This window comes from Flavonifractor sp. DFI.6.63 (genome assembly GCF_024462255.1).
GTDB classification, from domain to species: Bacteria; Bacillota; Clostridia; order Oscillospirales; family Oscillospiraceae; genus Lawsonibacter_A; species Lawsonibacter_A hominis.
Genome location: NZ_JANGBE010000009.1, coordinates 1 through 22,835 on the forward strand (window position 1 = coordinate 1; position 22,835 = coordinate 22,835).

21 protein-coding genes and 1 riboswitch are annotated in these 22,835 nt (G+C 58.4%); of the genes, 5 read left to right on the forward strand and 16 right to left on the reverse strand.

Annotated features, from left to right (window positions below):
* The 9 genes from NE547_RS18375 to NE547_RS06600 all read right to left on the reverse strand — a co-directional run.
* Positions 1-127 (reverse strand): 4-hydroxyphenylacetate 3-hydroxylase N-terminal domain-containing protein (locus NE547_RS18375; protein ID WP_305148467.1); only part of this gene is annotated, 127 nt, incomplete at its 3' end.
* A 5-nt stretch (positions 128-132) separates the two neighbouring features.
* Positions 133-996, reverse strand: a complete 864-nt coding sequence (locus NE547_RS06565) for a 3-keto-5-aminohexanoate cleavage protein (protein WP_256175070.1) — start codon at positions 994-996, stop codon at positions 133-135.
* Between the two features lie 63 nt (positions 997-1,059).
* The gene (locus NE547_RS06570; RefSeq protein ID WP_256175072.1) at positions 1,060-2,241 is read right to left on the reverse strand and encodes an acetyl-CoA C-acyltransferase; all 1,182 of its coding nucleotides are present in this window, start codon (positions 2,239-2,241) and stop codon (positions 1,060-1,062) included.
* 221 nt (positions 2,242-2,462) lie between these two features.
* Positions 2,463-3,407 (reverse strand): 3-hydroxyacyl-CoA dehydrogenase family protein, encoded by a 945-nt coding sequence (locus tag NE547_RS06575; RefSeq protein ID WP_256175074.1) that lies wholly within the window; start codon positions 3,405-3,407, stop codon positions 2,463-2,465.
* 28 nt (positions 3,408-3,435) lie between these two features.
* Positions 3,436-4,254, reverse strand: a complete 819-nt coding sequence (locus tag NE547_RS06580; RefSeq protein ID WP_256175076.1) for a cyclase family protein — start codon at positions 4,252-4,254, stop codon at positions 3,436-3,438.
* A gap of 37 nt (positions 4,255-4,291) precedes the next feature.
* Positions 4,292-5,602: a TRAP transporter large permease gene (locus NE547_RS06585; protein WP_256175078.1), complete on the reverse strand. Its 1,311-nt coding sequence runs from the start codon at positions 5,600-5,602 to the stop codon at positions 4,292-4,294.
* Entirely contained in the window at positions 5,599-6,225 is a 627-nt protein-coding gene (locus NE547_RS06590; protein WP_256175080.1) for a TRAP transporter small permease subunit, read from the reverse strand. The genes NE547_RS06585 and NE547_RS06590 overlap by 4 nt, the downstream gene beginning before the upstream one ends.
* A gap of 61 nt (positions 6,226-6,286) precedes the next feature.
* Positions 6,287-7,276 (reverse strand): TRAP transporter substrate-binding protein DctP, encoded by a 990-nt coding sequence (locus NE547_RS06595; protein ID WP_256175082.1) that lies wholly within the window; start codon positions 7,274-7,276, stop codon positions 6,287-6,289.
* A 207-nt stretch (positions 7,277-7,483) separates the two neighbouring features.
* Positions 7,484-8,302, reverse strand: a complete 819-nt coding sequence (locus NE547_RS06600; RefSeq protein WP_256175076.1) for a cyclase family protein — start codon at positions 8,300-8,302, stop codon at positions 7,484-7,486.
* Positions 8,303-8,607: 305 nt separating this feature from the next.
* Here NE547_RS06600 and NE547_RS06605 point away from each other — a divergent pair, with 305 nt between their 5' ends.
* Positions 8,608-10,173 (forward strand): sigma-54-dependent Fis family transcriptional regulator, encoded by a 1,566-nt coding sequence (locus tag NE547_RS06605; protein ID WP_186906948.1) that lies wholly within the window; start codon positions 8,608-8,610, stop codon positions 10,171-10,173.
* A gap of 565 nt (positions 10,174-10,738) precedes the next feature.
* On the opposite strand, the gene NE547_RS06610 is transcribed toward NE547_RS06605, so the two are convergent.
* The 7 genes from NE547_RS06610 to NE547_RS06640 all read right to left on the reverse strand — a co-directional run bounded on the left by NE547_RS06610 (position 10,739) and on the right by NE547_RS06640 (position 17,695).
* On the reverse strand, positions 10,739-11,299 hold the full coding sequence (locus NE547_RS06610) for a hypothetical protein (RefSeq protein WP_186906947.1): 561 nt from the start codon (positions 11,297-11,299) through the stop codon (positions 10,739-10,741).
* A gap of 379 nt (positions 11,300-11,678) precedes the next feature.
* Positions 11,679-12,827, reverse strand: coding sequence for a nitrogenase component 1 (locus tag NE547_RS06615; protein ID WP_186906946.1), 1,149 nt, complete (start codon positions 12,825-12,827; stop codon positions 11,679-11,681).
* On the reverse strand, positions 12,824-14,089 hold the full coding sequence (locus tag NE547_RS06620) for a nitrogenase component 1 (RefSeq protein WP_256175085.1): 1,266 nt from the start codon (positions 14,087-14,089) through the stop codon (positions 12,824-12,826). Before NE547_RS06620 ends, NE547_RS06615 begins: the two co-directional genes overlap by 4 nt.
* On the reverse strand, positions 14,076-14,858 hold the full coding sequence (locus NE547_RS06625; protein WP_186906944.1) for an AAA family ATPase: 783 nt from the start codon (positions 14,856-14,858) through the stop codon (positions 14,076-14,078). The genes NE547_RS06620 and NE547_RS06625 overlap by 14 nt, the downstream gene beginning before the upstream one ends.
* A gap of 1 nt (position 14,859) precedes the next feature.
* Positions 14,860-15,657 (reverse strand): ABC transporter ATP-binding protein, encoded by a 798-nt coding sequence (locus NE547_RS06630; protein WP_186906943.1) that lies wholly within the window; start codon positions 15,655-15,657, stop codon positions 14,860-14,862.
* Between the two features lie 2 nt (positions 15,658-15,659).
* On the reverse strand, positions 15,660-16,682 hold the full coding sequence (locus NE547_RS06635; protein ID WP_186906942.1) for an iron ABC transporter permease: 1,023 nt from the start codon (positions 16,680-16,682) through the stop codon (positions 15,660-15,662).
* An 11-nt stretch (positions 16,683-16,693) separates the two neighbouring features.
* The gene (locus NE547_RS06640; protein WP_256175088.1) at positions 16,694-17,695 is read right to left on the reverse strand and encodes an ABC transporter substrate-binding protein; all 1,002 of its coding nucleotides are present in this window, start codon (positions 17,693-17,695) and stop codon (positions 16,694-16,696) included.
* 184 nt (positions 17,696-17,879) lie between these two features.
* A riboswitch (cobalamin riboswitch) is annotated at positions 17,880-18,067 on the reverse strand.
* A 451-nt stretch (positions 18,068-18,518) separates the two neighbouring features.
* On the opposite strand from NE547_RS06640, the gene NE547_RS06645 reads away from it, so the two are divergent.
* The 4 genes from NE547_RS06645 (at position 18,519) to NE547_RS06660 (ending at position 22,826) form a co-directional block, all read left to right on the forward strand.
* Complete coding sequence (locus tag NE547_RS06645) at positions 18,519-18,851, forward strand: hypothetical protein (RefSeq protein ID WP_256175090.1); 333 nt, start codon at positions 18,519-18,521, stop codon at positions 18,849-18,851.
* A 225-nt stretch (positions 18,852-19,076) separates the two neighbouring features.
* The gene (locus NE547_RS06650) at positions 19,077-19,790 is read left to right on the forward strand and encodes a TetR/AcrR family transcriptional regulator (RefSeq protein ID WP_256175092.1); all 714 of its coding nucleotides are present in this window, start codon (positions 19,077-19,079) and stop codon (positions 19,788-19,790) included.
* 200 nt (positions 19,791-19,990) lie between these two features.
* Entirely contained in the window at positions 19,991-22,453 is a 2,463-nt protein-coding gene (locus tag NE547_RS06655) for a LuxR C-terminal-related transcriptional regulator (protein ID WP_256175094.1), read from the forward strand.
* A 130-nt stretch (positions 22,454-22,583) separates the two neighbouring features.
* Positions 22,584-22,826 (forward strand): DUF2442 domain-containing protein, encoded by a 243-nt coding sequence (locus NE547_RS06660; protein ID WP_186906939.1) that lies wholly within the window; start codon positions 22,584-22,586, stop codon positions 22,824-22,826.
* Positions 22,827-22,835 lie beyond the last annotated feature (9 nt).

Sequence of the window (22,835 nt, forward strand, 5' to 3'; positions counted from 1 at the left end):
CGCTGTTCAGCGAGGGCCGCAGAATGGGGTCGTCCACCGGGTCCTCCACCTTTTTCCCAAACAGATATACCTGCATCTTCCGCTTCCGGATGCTCTCAATGTACTCCTCGCCCGTCATCAGTGACATTGCAATCACTCCTGTCTGTTTTTTGTGATGCCGAGTATCTCACGCGCCTCGTCTGAAGTGGCGGCCTGACGTCCAAACTCATTCGCCACCCGCTTGACTCTCTCTACGAATTGCTCGTTTGAGCGAGCCAACTGGCCATGGTTGTAATATACGTTATCCTCCAGGCCCACGCGAATGTTTCCCCCCAGTGCCAGCGCTGCAAGAAGCACCTCGTTGGCACCTCGCCCGATGCCAAAGGCGCCCCAAGTACAATTTTCCGGCAGATGATTAACGAGGTACAGCAGGTTTTCCACCGTGGCCTCCATACCGCCTGGAGCGCCCAGACACAACTGAAAGTGGGCCGGAGCCTGAATGATCCCCTTTTTTAGGTAATATTTTGCGGTGTTTAGCATCCCAATGTCAAAGACCTCGATCTCCGGCTTAACTCCCGCTGCGATCATTGCGTTGCCGCACCGTTCCAGAAACTCCGGCTCATTCATAAAAACCACCTTATTGAGCCAGTTCATCGTACCTGCGTCAAAGGATGCCAGTTCAGGCTTTAACTCCCGAAAAGGCTTGATTCGATCTTCCCAAGAGAAGCCTTGTCCGCCGGAGGAGGTCAGATTGAGTACCACCGGACACTTGGCTTGCCGAATAAGCCCCACAGTATCTTGAAATTTATCAAAGCGCATACTGCCCTGATCGTTATCGTCCCGGACATGGATATGCACCACGGCCGCCCCGGCTTCCCAACAACGAATGGCGGCTTTTGCGATTTCTTCCGGCTGGGTGGGTAAGGCGGGATTGTCCTGCTTTGTGGTGACCGCACCGGTCAGAGCTGCGGTAATGATAACTTTATCGGTACGGTTCAGCCGTTTTGTTTGGTACATACGCAGTAGCTCCTTAATTTAATAGCATAGGAATAACTGATACTTTTCCCTGCCGGATCTCCTTTAGGGAACCAAGTTTTCGATCACGACCGCCGTTCCCATGCCGCCGCCCGCGCACAGGGTGGCCAGTCCATAGCGGCCATGGCGCTTTGCCAGCTCATTCATCAGCGTAATAACGATTCTGGAGCCGGTGGCTCCCACTGGGTGCCCCAAGGAAATACCGCCGCCATTGACGTTCAGCTTGTTTTGATCAATGCCCAGTTCCTGGGCGCATGCCAAAGTCTGGGCGGCAAATGCCTCGTTGATCTCCACCAGATCAACCTCCTCCATGGTCAGCCCCGCCTTCACCAAAGCCTTCCGACTGGCGCTGATGGGGCCAATCCCCATCAGCGCGGGATCCACGCCGGTCGTGCCTACAGATACGATCCGGCACAGGGTGGGACAGCCCAGCTGCTGGGCCTTCTCTTCGCTCATTACGATGACGCCGGAAGCGGCGTCATTCATGCCGGAAGCGTTTCCGGCGGTCACAGAGCCGTTTTCCTGGAATGTTGCCTTGAGCGCCGCCAACTGTTCCAGACTGGTCTGACGGGGATACTCGTCGGTGTCGATTTGCTGCTCTCCATTGCGGGTTTTCACCGTCACCGGGACGATTTCCTCTCGGAAGCGGTTGGCGTTAATTGCCGTTGCCGCCCGTTGTTGACTCTGCAGGGCGTAGCGGTCCATCGCTTCACGGGTAATGCCGTAGCGCGCGGCCACATTTTCCGCTGTCACTCCCATGGCGGGCCCAACACCCAGATTGGTCAGTGAATCCCACATGGAATCCCGTAACTCCAGGTGCCCGTATTTCTTCCCGCCGCGGATGCCAAACGCCATATGCGGGGCATTGGTCATGCTGTCTGCGCCGCCCGCCATGATGCAGGACGCTTCGCCCGCCTTGATCTGGTAATAGGCCATTTGAATGGAGGACATGGAAGAAGTACAGTTGCGGTGGACTGTGATACCGGGTACCGTTTCAGGGATTCCGGCCTTGATCAGTGCGACTCGTGCCAGGTTATTCTCCAGGTATGTACGCTGGTAGTTGCACCCCCAAATCACATCGTCCAGGAGCACAGGATCGATTTTTGACCGGTGCACGAGTGCCTGCATGACCGGAATACTCAGATCCAGAGCGGTCAAATCCTTATACTGACCATTGATCGTTCCAATCGCGGTACGGCACCCCGCTGTAATTACGACGTTGCTCATTGTTTCTTTTCCTTTCTGAGAAAAGGCCGATTGCCGCCTGCATAGGTCGGCTCGACGCTTTCCCAAGGTCCAAATGCGGGGCGGTGCAGCCTGACTTCCGATGCCGCCCCGCATTGGAGGTTCTGTTTCTTTTGGGGCCCTTGGCCGGTGGTATCCTTCCTTGTATTCCGGGACAACGAGCCGATTCTTTCCCGGACAGCAGGGTATCCCGACCACGTTCGTCAAAGCCGCCCCAAAGCACGGGTCACCGTGATGAGACCCCGTGTCAAGTTTTCGTTGCTCTCTTTAATCCGTTCCTCACTCCACGGCTGAAAGCCTTCGCCGCTCTTGAAGCCCAATTTTCCGTGTTCCATCAGATTGGTGAGCATCCGGGAGGGCTGGGTGGAGCTTTCGATGTGTGGGAACAGATACTTGTGGATGGAATAGGTCAGGTCGGTGCCGCCGCGGTCGATGACCTCCATAGGCCCAGACACGCCCAAGCGCATACCGAAGCCATACTTGATGGCGTTGTCTACGTCCGCTGGGTCGGCAATTTCATTTTCCACAATGGAGATTGCTTCCCGGAAGAGGGCGTGCTGCATCCGGTTGGCCAGAAAGCCCGGCACATCTTTTTTGACAACCACGGGCATTTTATGGGCGCCCTTCAGGACTTCACACATTTCAGAAAGGACCGCTGGATCGGCGTACTTGGTGTTGATCACCTCCACCAACGGAATCAAATAGGCCGGATTCCAGAAGTGCGTGCCAATAATGCGCTCCTTATGAACCGACTTTTCCGCAATCTCGGTCACGCTGATTGCCGACGTGTTGGTTGTCAAGATGGTAGAGGGGGGGCACAATTGATCCAGTTTTTGAAAATAATCCTGCTTAACCGCCAGATTCTCCACAATACATTCGATTATGACCTGTGCAAAATCGGCTGCTTCCTCCAGGCTCTCAGTGAATGAGACGCGGGAGAGAACCTGTTCCATGCACGCCTGGGGAAGAACACCCTCTTCCGTCAAAATTGCCAGGTTGGCCGTCATGGTCTCCACAGGGCGGCTGCGCGTTTTATCGTCATATACGTAAATAAGCTTTACATCGTGTCCGGCAGCCGCAAACATCTGAGCAATCCCGACGCCCATGGTTCCGGCCCCCAGAATCGCAATTTTTTTCTTTTCAGCCATAAGTGTTGTTCGCCGTCTTTCTCTGGAATCAATACACGCCGTACTTGTAGACGCGGTCGGGGACGTCCTTGTTGAGCTTGTCCTCATCAATAAACGCGACGGCGCGCACGATCGTGCCGTCGCCCATATACCACCGCAGGGGGAATGCGCAGAACATAAATCTCTGGCCCTTGACCTTTTCAATATCGCCGCCCAGGTTTTCGATGCCCATGACGTTGTTGCCCAGCAGGATCTCATGCACCGGCTCCCATTCCGGGAAATCTTCCAGGGGCGAGTGGCCAAACTCCTTGATATACTGCTCAACGATCCGGGGGACATAGGGGCCGGGGCCGTGTTCGGCCGCATACGTATACAGGATGTGATCCAGCGCCTGCAGGTCGAAGCCGACGCCCTTCACCTTGTGGTCGACGAACCAGTGTGCGCCTTCAATAGAAAGGCCGGGACTGTACGCAAAATAGTCGTCATTTTCGCCCCAGCGCTGATTCATGCCGGTACAGATCAGCACCCAGTCGCCTTCTTTGATGCCGCCCTCCACTCTGGCCGCCGCATTCTCGATATCCGCTACGGTGATCAGCTCCCAGTGCTTTTTGGGGATGTCCAGACAGACCGCTTCCCCGTAATAATTCTCCAGCGGGAGCTCATGGGTATACGGGGATTCCGGGATCACGTGGGAGGGGGAGTCGGCATGGGTTGAGTTGTGCATGTGGAAGTCGTTAAAGGTCTGAAGCAGCCGATAATGCATAGGCATATGCTGCACCCGGTCGATGTGGAAATCGCCGTTGGACGGCCACAGCGGATTACCGCGGCCAAAGGGGTGGGACAGGTCTACGAGCACTTGCTTTCCCATGATGGATTGCTTCCTTTCGAGTTGAACCGTTTTGTTATCAGTTGAACATAGCGTTTGGAATAAATGTAGACAAGCCTGGGATAAAGATAAATAGAGCCGTAATAATAATCATGATTACCAGATATGGCATGGACCCTTTAAAGATCCCCATCACATCGACATCTTTGGGGGCGACCGCCTTCACAGAGTATACACAAAGGCCCACAGGCGGGGTCAGGCCGCCCATGTGGAGCGCCAAGATTGCCACCATATCAAACTGGATCGGATCAATCCCCAGCGCCACGGCCGCTGGGTAGAACACGGGGATCGTCAGCGCAATGCTGGAGTACGCATCAATAAAGCAGCCCAAAATAACGAAGACCACCACGGCCGCAAAAAGGAACACAATGGGACTCAAGTTTGCCTTGGTCACGAGGTTGGTCAGGGCTTGGGCCAATCCGGAGACAGTCATGAACTTGGCAAACATACCAGAGCAAGCCAGAATTAAAAACAGCATGGTCATATTTTCCACTGTATCCATAATAGCCCGCCAAATTTTTTTGAAGGGAGTGCGCTTGATCAAGCCCATGATAAAGAATACCAGGCATCCGATGGCCCCGGCTTCCGCCGAACTGCAGATTCCGAAAAAGATGCCGCCGATGATGACCACCGCTACAATGGCAATGGGGATCAGATCCTTCAGGGAGATAAACTTCTCCTTCCAGGTATAGTTCTGCGTCACGCGGGGAAAGAGCTTGGGGCGTACGATCGCCGTCCCCACGGTAAACAGCGAGAAGCCGATGGCCAGAGCTAGTCCGGGCGAAATCGCCGCCATCAGAAGCCGCCCGATGGAATCCCCGGACAGGGCGCCGAAAATGACGATCATGATGCTGGGCGGAATAAACTGCCCGATGTTTCCGGATGCCGCAATCAAGCCATAGGTTAGATTCTGGTCATATCCGTAACGCTTCATCTCAGGGGCGGCGATCTTAGCGAAAACGGAGCCGGTGACTAGCGCAGACCCATTCAGCGTACCGAAAGCAGTACATCCCAGGGTGGTCGCCACGCCTAGTCCGCCCGGAATTTTTCCCAGCCATTTGGCCAATGTGTCATAGCACTCTGTGCTGATTCCAATTCCGGTGGCCAGCATTCCCATCAGGATAAACAGGGGAATCACGGCATAGTCAAATGTAGCAATACCTGTATACGCCTGCATACCAACCATAGAAATCGCCCGGTCAACACCCATACATGCGACTAAGCCAAAAAATCCAACGCTGCCCAGTGCAACGGCAATATGTACTCCCATCAGAACCAGCGTGATCAGCGCAATAATACCGATGATGGCAATGATGATACTTGCGTTCATTGTGCTTCTCCATCCTTTCCGGACGCATCTGCTTGTCCCGCGGCGTCCGTATTGAACACGCCAAGCTCCTCCGCGCTGGGAAGGTCGGACTTAATGAGGATCGGCGCGACGCGGTCGGGCCGCGCGATACCCATGGCGCAGTAGATCGTCATAAACGCTCCCTGTACCGCGAGGAGTACCCAGCCTAAAAAGGCCCCAAATTTTCCGATAAAGACATAAACCGTAACGGAAGCCACCGACTTCTCCTTAATGAGCCAGGAAGCCCAGAACACGCCCCAGGAGGCTTTGATCATTACGATAAACAGGATAGTGGCCAACAGATAAATCAGAAAACTGGCCACGTGCTTGACGCGTCCGTGGAACTTGTCATAAATTGCACCCAGTTGCATGTGCTGGCCCTTGAGCAGCGTATAGGACATGCCTGCATAAGCCACCCATGCCATAAGCATGGTGACAACTTCCGTCGCACCCTTAATGGGGGAATTAAACAGATAACGCATCAATACATCCAGACAGATTAATACCATATTGAACAGCATTACGCCGGCTGATATCCAAGCGAAAAACTGCATCAGCATTTCCGGTTTTTCATAAAACAGTCGATGCTTTTTGGCCCTTGGCATAGTTATCCTCCTCTCCTTTGGCGGACCGGCCCGGAGTATTCCAGGCCGGTCCCTCCGCACGTCACTGGATATACGGGGCAGTATCAAATGCCCATGTATAGCCCAGCTCTTCTCCGGCCTTGATATAGGTGGACATGATTGCCGCGCCATCATATCCCAGCGCGGTAACGTCGTCGATCCAGGTCTGCAGGGTATCCTGATAGGTCAGTGCGGTCTCGGCCCAAGAAGCCTTTTCTTCATCTGACAGAGGAGAGATCGTCACACCGTTGCTCTTCATCTCTTCGACCCAACCGTCCATCTGTTCCTGCTCCCACTGTTGGAACTCCGCCATGGCTTCGTCCGCGCACGCTTGAAACAGGGTTTTCGTGGCGTCGTCCAGGGAATCCCATACCGCCTTATTAATGCAGATCGTATCGTTGTTGCGGGCGCCCAGACCAACCTCCAGGCAATAGTCCTCTACCTCATAGAGCTTATAATCGCAATAGATGCTGTCGTATACGAAAGAGCCGGTGGCCACACCCGTTTTGATGGTCTGATACAAATCTGCCGCAGGGGCGCTGACCGGCACTGCGCCGATGGATTCAAACCAGGGGATGTAATATACGCCGCCCAGGGTGAGCTTCATGCCGTTGAGCTGGGAGGTTGATGTGATGGAATTTTTGGAGTACAGTTTATAGGGTTCGTTCCCCTTCCAGGCAAGGCAGACGACGCCATTCTTTTCATATTCTCCATAAAACTCTGGATGTTCCTGGCTGACTCGGTACATCAGCTGTGCAGCTAAATTGGGGTCGCTGGGGGCAAATGGGATACAGTATGTAATTTGGGACAAGGGCAGATTACTGGGCGTGTACAGCGTACATACCGTACCCAGGTCTGCGATCCCACTCCCGATTGTGGTCAGGTTGTCCGTCGCCTTGCCCAATTGAGCGTTGTAGTACACCTCGAAGGTAATTGCGCCGCCGGAGCGCTCGGTTACTAGATCTGTAAAAAGCTGAATATCATGGGCCTTTGCCTTATCCGCGGAGTCCAACGCCGCTACGCTCAATTTCATAGTGGGATAGGTCACATCTCCGCCGGGCTGCGAAGTCGCGGGCACCGCACCGCTGGGCGTGTTTACCGCAGGAGGGGTGGTTTCCTGTCCTCCGCAACCAGCCAGTATTCCAAGCAAGAGAGCCGTGCTTAATGCGGTACAGATAATTTTTCTCATGTTAGATATCCTCTCTTCATTTCTTCATTTTTGTTGTTGCCAACTGAACGGTCAATACACGCCGTACTTGTAGACGCGGTCGGGGACGTCCTTGTTGAGCTTGTCCTCATCAATAAACGCGACGGCGCGCACGATCGTGCCGTCGCCCATATACCACCGCAGGGGGAATGCGCAGAACATAAATCTCTGGCCCTTGACCTTTTCAATATCGCCGCCCAGGTTTTCGATGCCCATGACGTTGTTGCCCAGCAGGATCTCATGCACCGGCTCCCATTCCGGGAAATCTTCCAGGGGCGAGTGGCCAAACTCCTTGATATACTGCTCAACGATCCGGGGGACATAGGGGCCGGGGCCGTGTTCGGCCGCATACGTATACAGGATGTGATCCAGCGCCTGCAGGTCGAAGCCGACGCCCTTCACCTTGTGGTCGACGAACCAGTGTGCGCCTTCAATAGAAAGGCCGGGACTGTACGCAAAATAGTCGTCATTTTCGCCCCAGCGCTGATTCATGCCGGTACAGATCAGCACCCAGTCGCCTTCTTTGATGCCGCCCTCCACTCTGGCCGCCGCATTCTCGATATCCGCTACGGTGATCAGCTCCCAGTGCTTTTTGGGGATGTCCAGACAGACCGCTTCCCCGTAATAATTCTCCAGCGGGAGCTCATGGGTATACGGGGATTCCGGGATCACGTGGGAGGGAGAGTCGGCATGGGTCGAGTTGTGCATGTGGAAGTCGTTAAAGGTCTGGAGCAGCCGATAATGCATAGGCATATGCTGCACCCGGTCGATGTGGAAATCGCCGTTGGACGGCCACAGCGGATTACCGCGGCCAAAGGGGTGGGACAGGTCTACGAGCACTTGCTTTCCCATAATGTAATTTCTCCTTCTTTTTTGATTTGACAGGATCGATATACCTTTGCGGGAGGACTATATATAATGCCTGCAAGCATCATGCCAACTTTCCGGAATGTTCGCTGAAAAATGGCCGTAGTGGGAACGTGCCCCTGTTACAGCGTTATTTCCCTGTATGCGACAAAAAACGCCGATTTTTTATCGGATTCCTTGTTGCAGATTGCAAATGTGCAATGCGCTTTTCTTTTCTTGTTGCAAAACGGAAATTATGATATACTATATAATAAAATTTAACGCCAGCCTCTCCAGGAAAGGAAAATGATATGGACCAATATGTCGCAATCCGCGATACACGCATTGCACTGCAGAAGTTGATCGCCTCGGTACAGGACCAGCACCTTGTGACCGCGCTCAATGGAATCGACCGAGCCTTGGCGGTGTTCCATGACCGGGGGATCGACTTTAAAGAAGTGACGGATCACCTGGACGACAGCCTTCTGATTACAGATGCCGACGGGATCGTTCTATATATTAATCTTGCCTACACTAAAAATACCGGCATTACAGAGGAGGACGTGCTGGGGAAAGATATCCACCAGCTGATTGGGACGGACAAGCTGTTTACCGGAGGAGCGGTCTGCAGCGTGCTGGAGGGGAAAAAGCAGGTGTTTCGTCTCTCTACAACTTACAAGACGGAGCAGCCCCTTATGGGATACGTCGTGGGCACGCCGCTGTTTCGTCCCGACGGAAGCTTACGGCAGGTGGTAGCGTGCAGCCGCCCGATCCCCTCTCTGCGTTCCCTTCAGGATGATTTTGAAACGTTTGTCCACGAGGTGAATTCTCTAAAGCCGAAGTCGATCAATAAGGAATCCGCCAAGGAGCTGTCCGAGGGGATGGTTGGGCGCTATGGCTCCCTGGAGCAGATTGGTGTCCTGATCGATCATGTCGCCCCCACAGATGCGTCCATTCTGATTACCGGGGAGTCGGGCGTGGGGAAAGAGGTCATCGCAGATGAGATCTACCGCAGGAGCCTGCGCAACGACAAACCATATGTAAAGATCAACTGTGCTTCCATTCCGGCTCACTTGTTGGAATCGGAGCTGTTCGGTTATGAGAAAGGCGCGTTTACCGGAGCCAATACCAAGGGAAAGATCGGCCTGTTCGAGTATGCCAACAACGGTACGCTCATGCTGGATGAGATCGGCGATATGTCGATGGATCTCCAGGTGAAACTCCTGCGCGCAATCCAATCCCAAGAGATCACCCGGATTGGCGGCACCAAGCCAATCCGGCTGAACATCCGCTTCCTGGCGCTGACCAATGCGGATCTCAAAAAGAAGGTGGCGGAAGGGGGATTCCGCCAGGATCTGTATTATCGCCTAAATGTGATCCCGATCCGTGTACCGCCCCTGCGGGAGCGGCAGCAGGACTTGGAGGCCCTCTGTGATCATTTTATCGACCGCTTCAGCCGGAAATACAGCCGAAGTTTTCACCTGACGCAGCGTCAGTTGGACTATATGAAGGAATACTCATGGCCGGGCAATATCCGGGAACTGGAGAATCTGATCGAATACTTAGTTCTATGCAGCTCCGGGATCGGACAAGTGGGAGACGAGATGCTGGCGGGGCTTTTGAATCTTGACAAAGGGGTGCTCCTGGCCGAAGAGCCGCGTAAGCCCATGGTACCTGCCGTCCCGGGCCTGGAAGAAGAAATTGACTTCAATGCCGCTGTATGCGCCTATGAAAAACAGCTGTTAGAATACGCCTTGCGCGGTTCTTCCACACTGCAGGAAGCAGGGAAGAAGCTGAATCTGCATGCGTCTACGGTCTGCCGGAAAATCAAACAGTATCAAATAGAGTATGGCCGTCAGAAGCGGCGAGGGCTGTAAACGGAGTACGGGATTGCAGATGCCCCTAAAACGTACAGACCCAAAGGACACTATATCAAACCCTCTTATGATATGCGCCAGGTCAGCGTACCAAAGGGGGGCAAGACGACCATCCAGGCCTGCTCAGATTTACGGCCAGGCGGGCTCCCGTTCAAATTTGGCGCACAATCACGCGGAGGCCGAAGGCTCAAATCCTTCCCCCGCAACCAAAGAAGGTACCGTCTCAGGATTTCAGAGACGGTACCTTCTTTTGGCGCGTCAGGGACAGGTTTGCGGGCCTGTTTGGTTTTGCCGGGCTGGAACAGCGGCATGCCTTCCCCGGTGCCAATGGAATACGCTCCGGCCAAAGGCCCGTATGGAAGCGCGGCGCGACCTGTAAAACGCCAACAGACGGTTACGCGGCTGCGTAAACAGAGGCGAGGAACCGTTCAAACCGTTCTTCCGGGGACGGCAGCCCCGCTTCTTGCGGGGCCTCCCGTTCAGCTCATCAGCAGCAGACAGAATGTACGCAGGGTAGAATGATTCTATGGATACGCCTTTTGGGACGAAAGTCCGAAGCAGGCCGTTATGGCGCGCATTCTGAGGACGTTCCCAAGAGGGGGAGGGGGGCGGAGGAGACCTGGCTGCCCCAGTTTTCAACCTGGGCAAAACCGGAGAACTCCGGGCCGTTGTCCCCGGTAATGCTCTTAAAGACCTGTGAGAACGTTTCCCCAAACGCCTCTTTGCGCAGCTGCGTGGCGTTCAGCACGGAATCCAGGTTCTTGCCGAGAAGATGGAGGGCGACGTAGCTTTCCGTTTTCTTCTCCAACAGAGAGAGGCTAACGGCCTTCTTGCCAGACTTCCTGTCCACCACGCTATCGCCTTCCCCGTGGTCTTCCCTGATGCGAAGCGCTGCAATTACAGACTGCACAGAGATGCTGCTGCCGTAGTTCTTTTTGTCCACGCGGGGCTTCAACGTTTTGTGTCGCGTTTGCTTTACCGCCTCCGGCAGCTCCGTCACAGCCAAATCAAGATTGCCGGCCCGGACCTGACGCTTGCGATGCTGGATGGCTCCTCTTTCTTCACGTCCAAGATGCTGTCCCTTCCTGCGTTCTGCGCCTTCTGTGATCGAATCTTGGCAGTCCATAGTGATCGCCCTCCCTTGGCAGGCGCCGTGTAGGAACTCCATTCTACCATGCGGAGAGAATCAATATGGATTTTTTGTTAGGTGACCAGCTTCCTTATGGGGTCAACCGTTCCATTTGTTCGGCATCGGAATGGAAAAGGCGTTTCGGCGGGGGTATGAGCCTTCTTCTGCATCCTGCACGGGATGCGTTCATCGGGGGCCCGCTTCTGGGAAAGCGTATTAAACGGATGCGGACCCGTTTGGCCCGGTTGAACGGCAGAAACGGGCAGGACCTCCGGAACGCGCGGACGACGCGCTCCGGAGGTCCTGCCGGCCAGAATGGAAATGAGTCACTTCGTGGGACTCACGAAGCGCAGACAGACGCGGCGAGTGTCCGCGATCAGACATCCTCCGTCAGGAGGGGGTATAGGGCGGACAGCAGATTCGCCGTACCCCGGATCCCTGCGAACGGAAGATGGGTGCTGAACAATTGCTGGTGAAGGACGGGCGTATCCAGGCACAGGGAAGGGTGCTGCGGATACAGGCGGCACAAAATGCCGCTGCCCAGCAGGACCGCCCCGGCTGGAGGCTGCGTCAGAAACGCGTGCTCCGGCGGCGTCGAGACGGAAAGCTTCAGTTCGCCGGAAAGAAAGGAAGCCAAACAAGCTGCGCGTTCCGGCCGCACACAGAGCCGGAGCTCCCGTTTTGGCCAGGGGCGGAGGGCAAATTGGAATTCCCGCACGGCCTGCTCCGCCTCCCGGCGGTCGGCTGACCAGGCCGGGGAGGGCGCCTGTTCCAAAAGGCGGGATACGGATTCCACCAGCCGGGCGCTGCCCCGTACCCCGTAAGGAAGCCCCCGGCAAACGGGAACGCCCCACAGCGCCTGCGCGGCTTCCGCCAACGGCAGCGCAGCGGGAGAAGCGGCCAGCAGCAGCCGGGCGGATCGAAGTTCCTCCAGGCGGTAGCGGCCCTGCGGGTCGTTGCGGCAGGCCAGGCCGAAATAGTCCGCGAACATGCGGCGCAGTTCGTTCAGATCGGAACGGCCGTTCCAATCGGTCTGGTCCAGCCCCAGCACCACGACGCCGCCGGCCGCGCCGCGGTCCGCTTTGGGCGGCAGGGTGCGCAGGTAATCGGCCCCTGCGGCATAGGCGCTGCGCTGCCCGTCCTGCTCCGTGCCCTGCACCGGCACCCGGTCCCACACGGACAAGCGGGCCCGAAGACCGGGCTGCAGCTGGCGGCGGACTTGTTCCAGATCAGCGCCGATGATCTCGCTGACCGGAGAAGAGGTAAGAAAAAGCAGACCGGGGGCACGGGCCGCATCTACCGCCCGGAGCGCGTCTTCCAGCGGCCGGGTGTCCCCGAAAATGACCTGACGTTCCTCCATGCCGGAGGTAAAGAGGTTTTCCGCCCCGCCCTGGAGAGCGGACTGGGCGTAGTGCATAGTCCCTTCCGGGCCGAACTCCACCAGGGCGGCGTCCAGCCAGCCGGATACGGTCCGCAGAAAGCCCATCCGGGGCGATATGGGAGGCAGGGTCTCAAACACGTTCATCGCGCGTACTCCTCTCCTGCGGCCCCGGCGGCGTCCCCAAGCTGAGACAGGCAGCTGCGGTAGAAGGAAAAGCCGGCCTCCACCGGGATGGTGCGGAAGTTTACGTGGCGCACAGGATAGCGCCGGATCGCCTGGCCTGCGGCGCCGATGAAGTAATCCGGCGTCTGTTCGGCCAGCATGGCCTCCACGGCGTCCGAACTGGCGTTTTGCAGCAGCAGCGGATCGGCCTGCCCGGCCAGCGCCAGACGGGACTCGTCCGTGTGGTCCAGCACGCTGCCCAGAAAAATGCAGGTGGGGATCATCCCCAGGCGGGACAGGAACAGGCAGGTCTCAAAAGGATAGAGGATGACCTGGCTGTAAAAAAAGGTCTTGCCGCCCACCAGGGGACGCAGCGCCTCCGACCGGGCGGCGGCCTCCCGGCGCTGGGCGCCGATCCAGGATGCCAGAGGTTCGCCGGTCAGCCGGGCCAGCTGGCGCCAAGCTTCCGTGATCCGGTCCAGGTCCAGCTTTTGGTCGAAACGTACGAAGGGAATACCGAACTCCGACTGGAGGGACCGGGCGACTCCCAGTCCCGTCCCGTCCAGAACCAGCGTAAAGGAGACGCCGGGCAGCGCTTCGATCTGATCCAGGCTGGCCTCATAGGGAAGGATGCTCTGGAGGGTGTAGCCGCGCTCCTGCAGGAAGCGTACCGGCTCGGCCCGCTCTGCGCCCCGATGGCGCACGCCCAGGACGGCAAAGGCCCTTGCCTGCGGCGGCCTGGGCTTCAGCCCTCGGACCAGGGCGGACAGGGCGGCCTCCATCCCCTCGAAATAGCTGAAGGTTCTGAAATGCTCCGTGGGGATGAGCGCAAGCGTCTTGCCGGTGCGCCTGCCGACGGCGTCCACTACGCTTTGCAGGTCTTCAGACAGAAGTTCCACGCTGCAGGAGGTCACCAGAAATACGCCCCGGGTCCCCGCGCGCCGGGCTTCGCGCTCCAGGAGCTGCTCCAGCTGGGGCCGGATGCCGAAGATCAGATCCGCATCGGACAGCTGGAGCGCCAGCACCCGGGAGCTTTCCGCCCCGCTCGGGGCGGAAAGCCGGTGCTCCAGGGCGGCCTTCTGGGCGTAATAGACACAGTCCTGGGTCCCCAGGTACAAAAGCGTAATGCCGCCGATCCCCTGCAGGACCGCACCCGCGCCGAAGAGGGGGCAATGCTTCCCCGGCGAGATGGCGCAGCTGTACCGCGGGACCGCCCTGGCGGCGGTATACTCACGCAGGCGCATCCGTCCGCCCTCCGATCCCGCCGCCCCAGGCCCCGATCAGCCGGTCTGCAAGAGCCTGATAAACAAGCGCCTGTCCGCTGTCCGGAAAGCGGGCCACAACGGTGCTTCCGGCCTCCTCCGCCTCCTGCACCAGACCGCACCGGGGGATGCGGGCCACGATGGGGAGCTGGTTTTCCTCTGCGAAGGCCCGGATGCGCTCCGCCTCATGCGGGATATTCCGCTCGTTGATCACCAGACCGCCCAGGATCAGGCCGGAGTATTGCGAAAACTCCCGCACCGCAGAGCAGATGTTTCCAGCGGCATATAAGGACATGAGCTCCCCGCTGGTCACCACCAGCACCACGTCGGCATAGCCGCCCCGCAGGGGCATGGCAAAGCCCCCGCAGACCACGTCGCCCAGCACATCGTACAAAACCACGTCGGGCCGGCAGATCTCATAGGCCCGCAGGGCGGCCAACTGCTCAAAGGCGGTGACGATGCCCTTCCCGGCACAGCCGCGGCCGGGGGCGGGCCCTCCGGCCTCAGCGCACAGCACGCCGCCCTCCCCGGGAAAGACGATGTCCTCCAGCGCGGGAGCGGCGCCGGAGCGCAGGGCGTCCAGAATGGTGGGGATGCGGCGCCCGCCCATGAGCGTACGGGTGGAATCGGCCTTGGGATCGCAGCCCACCTGCATCACCCGCAGGCCACGCCCGGCCAGGGCGGCGGCCAGATTGGAAACAGTGGTGGATTTGCCGATCCCGCCCTTTCCATAAACGGCGACCTTTAACATTTCATCGCTCCTCCGGTGTCATTTTGAGGGGAATATAGTAGTTCTTGCCCCGGTCGAAGGACACCCGCTCCGTCTCTACCCGGAAGATATCCCGGAACATCTCCGGCCGGCAAAGCTCCTCCGGCGTCCCAACGGCCTTCAGACGCCCCGCCTGAAGGATGGCCAGACGGTCGGAATTCAGGGCGGCCTGGTTCAGGTCGTGGAGCACCATGACGACGCTGATGCGCGCTTCGGCCTGAAGCTGTCGGACCAGCGACAGCACAGCCAGCTGATAAGAGATGTCCAGAAACGTGGTGGGTTCGTCTAAAAAGAGGATGTCGGGCTGCTGGGCCAGGGCCATGGCGATCCAGGCCATCTGGGCCTCGCCGCCGGAGAGGGTGGCCACGCTGCGGAAGCGGAAGCGTTCCGTCCCGGTCAGGGCCAGCATCCGGTCCACCACGGCGTTGTCTTCCCGGGTCAGCCGTCCGCCGAAGCGGGCGTAGGGAACCCGGCCGTACTGGACCAGCCGCTCCACGGTAATGTCGGCCGGGATGCTCTTTTTCTGGGGCAGGACGGCGATGCGCCGGGCGATCTGGGTGCGCTTCAGTTCCTGCAGATCCCGGCCTTCCAGCAGTACCCGGCCGCCGGAGGGCTTCAGCAGACGGCACATGCCGCGGACCAGGGTGCTCTTGCCCGAGCCGTTGGGGCCGATGATGGTCAGGATCTCCCGATCCCGTATGCCCAGGGTCACGTCCCGGACGATCAGAGTATGGCCCAGTTCCACCCGCAGGTCCTGGGCGTGCATCAGATATGGCTGCATGGCTACACCTCCCGCTCCCGCAGCATCCACAGGAAGAAGGGGGCCCCCAGCAGGGCCAGGATGATCCCCACGGGGATCTCCGAAGGGCGCAGCACCACCCGGCCCACCATATCGCAGAAGGTCAGGGTGACGGCCCCGCCCAGGGCGGAGGCCGGGATGAGATAACGGTAATCCGAGCCGATGAACATCCGCATGATATGGGGCACGCACAGGCCCACAAAGCTGATCATCCCGGCCACCGACACAGCGGAAGCCGCCAGCAGGGAGGAGACCGCGATCAGGGCGATCCGGGTGCGGTCCACGTTGACGCCCAGGCCGACCGCCAGCTCGTCCCCCAGCAGAAGCACGTTGAGCTTGCCGGCATACAGCAGGGCCAGCGCCAGGCCCGCCAGAAAGTAGGGAAGGATCATCCGCACATGGGGCCAGCTCCGGGCGGACAGGCCGCCCACCATGAAGCCGGCCATCCCCTGCAGCGCGTCGGGAAAGCGGATGGTGAGGATGTTGTTTACCGCCGAAAGGATGGCGGAGAGGGCCACGCCGGAGAGAATAAAGCGTACCGGATTCAGCCCGCCCTTCCAGGCGAACACGAAGATGAGAAACGTGGTCGCCAGGGCTCCGCAGAACGCCCCGAGCGGGATCAGGGACGAGGCGGCGGGGAAAAAGAGATACATGATGTAGGTGGTGACCGACGCGCCGCTGGTGACGCCCAGAATACTGGGCGAGGCCATGGGGTTGCGCATCATGCCCTGCATGATCGCGCCGGACAGGGCCAGGCACGCCCCCACCATGCAGGCCAGGAGGTTCCGGGGAAAACGCACCTCCCGGATGATGGTGGTATAGACGCCGCTGTCCTGTCCGAACAGAAGGATCCGCAGGATGTCCGGGGCGCTTACGTCCACCGCGCCGAACATCGTTCCGGCCAGGAAGACCGCGGCCAGCAGCACGGCCAGCAGCAGCAGTTTGGCAAGCCGCCTCCGGCGGGTCAGGCCGCAGGGCCGCTCCGGGCGCGCGTGTGTGCGTTCCATGGGCGCGCCGCTTACGCGAAGAGCTCGGGATAGAGGAAGGCGGCCAGCTGCTCATAGGCATCGGCATAACGGCCGTTGGGCTTGTACATGTACATGCTCACGTCCAGGTGGCGGTAGCGGCCCTCCTTGTAGGCGGTCAGGTCGGTGAAGCCGGGCAGCTCAAGGACTCGCCGGGCGGCGGCCTGCTGATCGTCCCCGCCGCCGGCGGTAAGGATATACTGGGGGTCCAGCTCCAGCAGCTTCTCCATGCTGAACTCATACTTCTCCCGGGTAACGTCGCCGTCGGGGTAGGACAGCAGCTTACAGTTCAGATCCAACAGCATGCTGCCGCACATGGTGTCCGCGCTGGTGAAGCTGGGACCGCTGGTAGAGGGCATAATGAGCACCGCCTCCGCCGAGTGGCCCGCCACCGTTTCCCGCACGGCGTCCACGCGGGCTTTTACGTCGGTGGCATAGGTCTCGTACAGGTCGGGGCGCACGGTCAGCTCGGTGAAGATCTTGACCAGGTCCAGATACTGCTCGAAGGTCTTATAGCCGTAGACCAGGCAGGGGACTCCGGCGGCCTCCAGCAGTTCGGCCATCTCCAGATCGCTCTTGCTGTTGTTCATGATGACCAGGTCGGGCTCGGCCTCCAGCACCACCTCGGCGCTGATGGTCTCGCCGTCGGCCAGGATGGGGACCGCCTCCAGTTCCGCGGGCAGAGGAGAATAGGAGGAATAGATATCCTTGCGGTAGACCAGAGTCCCGCCGCACTCGTACCACAAAGGGCAGTAGGAGCCATAGGTGCAGACTACCCGCTGCGGATTGCGGTCGACGGTGACCTCCTTGCTGCGGCCGTCGGTAAAGGTATAGGTCTCAGACACCGGCTCTGGGGTGGGCTCCGCCGCGGGTCCGGCGCTGGGGGAAGGGGCGGGGGTACGGGCGGAGGAAGCGCCCCCGCTGGGTGCGGCACAGGCAGACACGGTCAGCAGCAGGAGCAGGAGCAGGCACAAGAGGGATTTCGCACGTTTCATAAAGGGGTCTCCTTCCGGTTTAAAATCATATCACCGCAAAAAGAACGCCTCTCTGCAACAAAAGGCCCCGCTTTCCAAGCTTCTTGGAAAGCGGGGCCCTGAGTACGGCGGCAAGCGGACGCGGCGGCCCTGTTGGCACACCGGTCCCGGCGCTGTTTCAGATGAGCTGCTCTCTGCGGAAGATACCTCATCGTTCCATCCAAGCAGGTTTCCTGACTTGCGGATCGGCATCGGCCGCGCCTTCTCATCCTGATGGACAATGGCGTTGTGCGGCAGACTCCCCGTTCACAGTGACCGGATCGTTCGGGATTTGCACCCGATTCCCTATTACCCGCTCCTGCGCGGAGCGGCACTTGGATAGTTTTGATTGAATTGTAAGGTCAGTATACGCGATTTTTGCGAAAATAGCAAGAGGCGAAAACACATTATCGTTTGATTCCGTAAGGGGGCGGGGCGGCATAGGCTGCGGAACGGGGCCGGCGTCCGGGTCCATGCCGTTTTTGTTATCGCAATTTTTAAAAGATTTGATAAGCGCAGGCAATACCACACGGGAAAGCGGCTGTGCGCCGTAAAATAGGGGCATAAAGGAACAAACGGGCCTGTCCAGCCGGAACGGCGAATTGTCAATGGTGCGGACGCAAAAGGCGTTGGGGAAATGAATATCTATGGTCCGGCCGTGCTGCGGTGCGGGGAAAACTGCCTTGCGAGTTGAGCCGGATGCACGACGCTGTCGAAACCATCATTGCCGCGCCGCCCACGGCCCCAAGGCAGGCCGGGCAGCGCGCGCTAAGGTTCCATCCGGAAATAAGGGAGTACATGGAATTTGCGTAATGAAAAGCATGCCAATGCAGAAAAAGACAGCCGGATCGTCCACGCAAGCAAGGGAACGGATGCAAATGTTCCAGACGCCACGATGTCTTTCCGGTTGCTGACGGAAGGAGAAGCGGCCGTATTTGGCGATAGTGGCGATCTTAGAGCCGAAAAGCGGGAGATGCCGTTACACAAAGAACCGTTAGACAAGCGTATCCGCTATAAACTCGATTCCCATCCCTCCTGGGTCAAAAGCAATCTCTCAGATCACGCATACGACTCAAGTGCAGATAACACGAAAAATGACCCGTTCGAACAAGATGAGAGCATGTCTTTGCACTCGTGAAAGCACAATCCTGATTTGGAAAGCTGTTTGCCGATACCGACAGATGGTGAGGACGTTTTCTGTTGTTGTCTGAGGGCGCCTCGATTATAGTACCCTGTTAATGGAGTTGCAAATTCTGCAAAAACCTACAATTTGCCGGAGAAATTTTTAAAACCGCTTGCAATTGCTTTAATTGTAAGCTATATATGGTATATAAACCAATTTAAAATGAAAGGAGTAATTGGTGTGGCGATTACAAGCGCAAGCCTCGCCGCAAAGAAAAGAATTCTGACCGCCTGCGTCCGCCTGTTCCTGGAAAAGGGTTACAACCGCACTACGGTGGCAGAAATTGTAAGGGATGCCGATGTGTCGGTCAGCACCTTCCAGAACATTTTCCGTGCCAAGGACGGCGTACTCATCGAACTGATAGAATTCATGTTCGGGAATCAGTTTGGCGCGGCAAGAAAGATTGTCGGGGAGCGCATCCCGCCCGTTTACGTCTATGCGGTGGAGACTGCCATCCAGTTGACGCTGACAGAACTGAACGAGAACCTCAGGGATATTTATCTGGAGGCGTACACCCAGAGCGAAGCGGTGGAGTATATCCATCAGCACACCGCATTGGAGCTGGCGAGCATCTTTGGCTCCCGCCTGCCGGGCTATACTGAGAGCGATTTTTATGAATTGGAGATCGGATCGGCGGGTATTATGCGGGGCTATATGGCACGCAGGTGCGACATGTACTTCCCATTGGAACGAAAGCTCAGGCGCTTCCTCGTGATGAGCATGAGCGCCTACAGCGTGCCGGGGGATGAGCAGCAAAAGGTGCTGGAATTCATTGCGGGGCTGGACATCCGTAAGATTTCCGAGCAAGTCATGCAGGAGCTGTTCCGAATGCTGGCCATGCACTTTGAATTTTCCCTGGACGATGTGAAAGCGGAACAGGGAGGTAGGGTATGAAAGATTATCAAACGGGTCTTGCTTCCCCCGGTAACCCCCGTTGTGCTTGTCGCGGTTTTGGTTGTAGGCGTACACTTTACGCGCTTTCAGACCAAGAGCGGCATCGAAGGGTTGACGAACGTAAGGAAGACAGATGACGACGCCCGGACAAAACACGGGGTGGAAGCGTCCGGCGTTTGCAGAAATGAGCAGGTGAGTGTATGGAACCACGGTATTTTTCCAAAGCGCTGCGGGAAAAGCTCTCTCATATTTCCGACGTGCCGCTGACCATCGTGGAGGCGCCGGCGGGCTATGGGAAGACGACGGCGATCCGTTCGGCACTGGAGGGGATGGACCAGGGGCAGGTATGCTGGTATACGGCCATCGAGAGCGCGCAGGACGGCAGCTTCCGATGGCTGTGCCGGCAGCTGGAGCGTGTGGACCGGACCGCGGCGGAGGGACTGCAGGCGTTGGGGTTTCTCAACCGCAGCAACGCCAACCGGGCGGCGGAACTCCTTGCGGAGCTGCGCGCGGCGCAGCCGCTGTATCTGGTGATCGACAACTTCCAGTTCGTGCTGGGCAACTGGCAGCCGCAGATTTTCAGCTCCCTGGCGGAGCTGCGGGACCGAAATCTGCATGTGATTTTTATTTCCCAAAGCTTCGGCCGGCTCCGCGTCCTGCTGGGGGAGGCCCATACCATCGGCCGCGTTGCGGCCCGGGACCTGCTGCTGGGAGTGGGGGACGTCCGGGACTTTGCGGCGGAACTGGGACTGACGATCTCCGAGGGGCAGGCGCAGGCGATCCATGCCAAGACCGAGGGATGGGCGGTAGCGGTCGCCCTCTACCTGCAGAACCTGAAAAGCGGAAACGACGTGACTGCCGTCTGCGATACGGATACGCTGATCTATGAATTGTTCTGGAAGAAGGCGTCCGGCGAGCGGCGCGAGACCATGCTGCGTCTGTGCCTGTTTGAGCGGCTGAGCATGGAGCAGATCGAGCAGGTGCTCGCCATCCCGGCGGACCGGAGGCAGACGCTGACTTATAATTTTTGGGAGAGCGTGCCGCTGCTGACCTATTTTTCCCAGCGGCGGCAGTATTTTCCTCATGAGATCCTGCTGGCCTTTCTGCGCCGACAGCTGGAGCAGACGGATGAGCCGTTTCGCCGGGATTGTTATCAGGCGGCGGGAAGGTGGTATCGTGACCATGGCCAGACCAGGAAGGCGGTAAGCGCGTTTTACGCCGTGCAGGATTATGAGGGGGTCTTGTCCTGCGAGCTGACGGGATTGCTGATGGAACCTATCTGCGGCGTATCGTATACGGAAGCGGCCCGTACGGTGCTGCGGGAATGCCCGGAACCGGTGCAGGAGCGATACCCCATCTCGGTGCTGCGCCTGTGCTACGCCTTGTTTGCGGGGGCGGATTTTGCGGCGTTTGAAACGATGCTGGAGCGATCCCGCCGCCGGATCGAGGCGCGGGGAGAGAAGGCGCTGCTGGGGGAGTGGCACATGGTGGCGGCGTTCGGCGATTTCCCCGATGTGGCGCGGATGGAGGCGCATTACCGGCAGGCGGAGGGGCTGCTCCAGGGCGTCTCCCGGGTGTTTACCTGCCGGGAGCCCTTCCTGTTCGGCTGTACCTCCATGTGGTACTTATTTTACAGCAAGCCGGGCGAGATGATGGAGATCGCCGACCGGCTGGAGCATATGATGGCGGTGTACAACCGCATTACCGGAAATCACGGCGCGGGCGCGGCGGAGCTGTACCGGGGGGAAGCCCTGTGCGTACAGGGACGTTACGACGAGGCGGAGATCTTTGCCCACCGGGCGGCGCTTTTGTCCGAGCAGGGGCAAAACGCCAGCGTCACTTACGGCGCGGCCCTGCTGCTGGGCATCAACGCCATCTACCAAACGGACATGCTCACGTTGCAAAAGGCCGTCGAGTATCTGGAGGAAAAGGCGCAGGGCTACCCGTTTTTGCAGGGCACGGCCATCAACCGCTGTATGGTGGAGACGGTGCGCGGCTATCTGTTGGCGCTGATGATGGAGACCGACCGCTCCGCCAAGTGGACCCAGGGCGAGGCGGACCGGCTGGGCGATTTGACCTTTACCAACTTTATCGTAAAGACCACCCGCATTACCGACCTGATCCTGAACAAGGAATACAAGCGGGCCATCGCGGGGGTGGAGGCATCCCTGGCGCTGGAGCCGAAGATGATCTCCGTGGCGACCCGAAACTTCATGCATGTGGGGCTGGCCCTGTGCTACCTGGCCATCGGGAAGCCCAAAAAGGCGGCCGAGCATCTGGATTATGCGCTTACCCTGGCCGAGCGGGACCGGAACTTTACCTTCCTGGCCAGCTTTCGGAAGTATCTTTCCGTTCTGTTCCTGCTCCCGTCCATTGCTGCCCGGCATGGGGAGGCCATCCGGGAGATCCGGAAGATGGACATCCATTATACCAAGGCCGAGGAGAGCCGGATCTTCGCGATGCTGGAGCAGGCGCAGGAGGGGATTTCCGGCCTGAGCGGACGGGAGATGGACGTGGCCCGGCTGGCGGCCCGTGGGATGCGCAACCGGGAGATCGCCGGGCAGCTGCATATCTCGGAGGAGACGGTGAAGGCCCATCTCAAGACCATTTTTCAAAAGCTGAACATCGATCGGCGCAGCCGTCTGGTGGAGCTTTTAAAATAACCGAAAAATTGGATAAATCCCCCGAACGGGGGATGCAAAAACCGGGAGCGTGTCCTATACTTGCAGAGATAGGATACGCTCCCGCGTGTTATAGGCAAGGGGGCATCGACCGGAAAGGAGGGTTTTTACCGTGGGGGCATCGGTGGCATCCGTTCAGGCACTCCCGGAATACCGGCTGCGCGTCTGTTTCTGCAACGGGAGCGAGGCCATCGTGAATATGGAGCGGCGCATCCAGGCGATTCGCTTCCATAAGCTGGCGGACCCCGGCTTGTTTGAGACGGCGCAGGCGCAGGGGGACGCCGTAATCTGGAAGCGGGGCGGCGAGTCGATCCATGCGACGATCAGCGAACTGCTGGATTCCATGATGTTGTGAGGAAAGGAT

Coding starts and splice junctions, on each gene's coding strand:
- NE547_RS06605 (WP_186906948.1), top strand. CDS start 8,608: ATGGACCAATATGTCGCAATCCGCGATACACGCATTGCACTGCAGAAG.
- NE547_RS06600 (WP_256175076.1), bottom strand. CDS start 8,302: ATGGGAAAGCAAGTGCTCGTAGACCTGTCCCACCCCTTTGGCCGCGGT.
- NE547_RS06590 (WP_256175080.1), bottom strand. CDS start 6,225: ATGCCAAGGGCCAAAAAGCATCGACTGTTTTATGAAAAACCGGAAATG.
- NE547_RS06630 (WP_186906943.1), bottom strand. CDS start 15,657: ATGCAGCCATATCTGATGCACGCCCAGGACCTGCGGGTGGAACTGGGC.
- NE547_RS06635 (WP_186906942.1), bottom strand. CDS start 16,682: ATGGAACGCACACACGCGCGCCCGGAGCGGCCCTGCGGCCTGACCCGC.
- NE547_RS06640 (WP_256175088.1), bottom strand. CDS start 17,695: ATGAAACGTGCGAAATCCCTCTTGTGCCTGCTCCTGCTCCTGCTGCTG.
- NE547_RS06585 (WP_256175078.1), bottom strand. CDS start 5,602: ATGAACGCAAGTATCATCATTGCCATCATCGGTATTATTGCGCTGATC.
- NE547_RS06610 (WP_186906947.1), bottom strand. CDS start 11,299: ATGGACTGCCAAGATTCGATCACAGAAGGCGCAGAACGCAGGAAGGGA.
- NE547_RS06595 (WP_256175082.1), bottom strand. CDS start 7,276: ATGAAATTGAGCGTAGCGGCGTTGGACTCCGCGGATAAGGCAAAGGCC.
- NE547_RS06575 (WP_256175074.1), bottom strand. CDS start 3,407: ATGGCTGAAAAGAAAAAAATTGCGATTCTGGGGGCCGGAACCATGGGC.
- NE547_RS06615 (WP_186906946.1), bottom strand. CDS start 12,827: ATGAACGTGTTTGAGACCCTGCCTCCCATATCGCCCCGGATGGGCTTT.
- NE547_RS06580 (WP_256175076.1), bottom strand. CDS start 4,254: ATGGGAAAGCAAGTGCTCGTAGACCTGTCCCACCCCTTTGGCCGCGGT.
- NE547_RS06565 (WP_256175070.1), bottom strand. CDS start 996: ATGTACCAAACAAAACGGCTGAACCGTACCGATAAAGTTATCATTACC.
- NE547_RS06655 (WP_256175094.1), top strand. CDS start 19,991: ATGGAACCACGGTATTTTTCCAAAGCGCTGCGGGAAAAGCTCTCTCAT.
- NE547_RS06625 (WP_186906944.1), bottom strand. CDS start 14,858: ATGTTAAAGGTCGCCGTTTATGGAAAGGGCGGGATCGGCAAATCCACC.
- NE547_RS06620 (WP_256175085.1), bottom strand. CDS start 14,089: ATGCGCCTGCGTGAGTATACCGCCGCCAGGGCGGTCCCGCGGTACAGC.
- NE547_RS06570 (WP_256175072.1), bottom strand. CDS start 2,241: ATGAGCAACGTCGTAATTACAGCGGGGTGCCGTACCGCGATTGGAACG.